Below are 958 nucleotides of genomic sequence, written 5' to 3' on the forward strand. Positions count from 1 at the left end.
CCGATGGTCAGGACGTCGCGGCGGTGTGCCGGGAGCTGGGGGTGTCCGAGCAGACGTACTACCGGTGGCGGAACCAGTACGGCGGCCTCAAGGCCGACGACGCAAAGCGCCTGAAGGAGCTGGAGAAGCAGAACGCGACCCTGAAGCGTCTGCTCGCGGAAGCGGAGCTGGAGAAGGCCGCGCTCAAGGAGCTGGCTGAGGGAAACTTCTAAGCCCGGACAGGCGCCGCGCCGCCGTCGATCACCTCAAGCGCAAGTTGCGGGTGAGCGAACGGATGGCGTGCCGTCTGGTCGGGCTGAGCCGCTCCGCGTACCGGCGACCGCTCAAGGGCAACACGGTCACGGACCCGGATCGGGCGCTCAGGGAGTGGCTGCGCGCCTGGGCGAAGGACCATCCCCGCTACGGGTATCGGCGGGCGTATCACGACGCCCGCGCCGAGGGGTGGGTGGTGAACCACAAGAAGATCCAACGCCTGTGGCGTGACGAAGGGCTCCGGGTCCCGCAGCGGCGTCGACGCAAGCGCGTCGGGTCCTCGACCGTCGACGCGCCGACGGCGGACGCGCCGAACGTGGTGTGGGCGGTGGACTTCCAGTTCGACGCCGACGAGCACGGACGATTGATCAAGATCTGCTCGATCGTCGACGAACACACCCGGGAGTGCATCGGCGGCCTCGTGGAGCGCTCGATTACCGCCGACCGACTCACCGCCCACCTCGAGGACCTCGTCGCCGCCCGGGGCGCCCCGGCGGTGCTCAGGTCGGACAACGGGCCGGAGTTCATCAGCGAGGCGATGGCCGACTGGGCCGGCACCCGCACCGGCCTGTCCTACATCCCTCCGGGCTCGCCGTGGCGCAACGGGTACGTCGAGTCGTTCAACAGCCGGATCCGCGACGAGTGCCTCAACATCAACAGCTTCTACTCGCTGCTGCACGCACAGGTCATCATCGGCGACTGGAAG

The 958-nt window shown here is 68.6% G+C and carries 1 pseudogene; it reads left to right on the forward strand.

Annotated elements, in window-relative coordinates:
- Positions 1 to 958, forward strand: a pseudogene (locus M3B01_RS14545) (IS3 family transposase); the annotation flags it as partial.

Origin of the sequence: Brachybacterium sp. p3-SID957, assembly GCF_025144775.1 — a bacterium.
Classification (GTDB): domain Bacteria; phylum Actinomycetota; class Actinomycetes; order Actinomycetales; family Dermabacteraceae; genus Brachybacterium; species Brachybacterium epidermidis.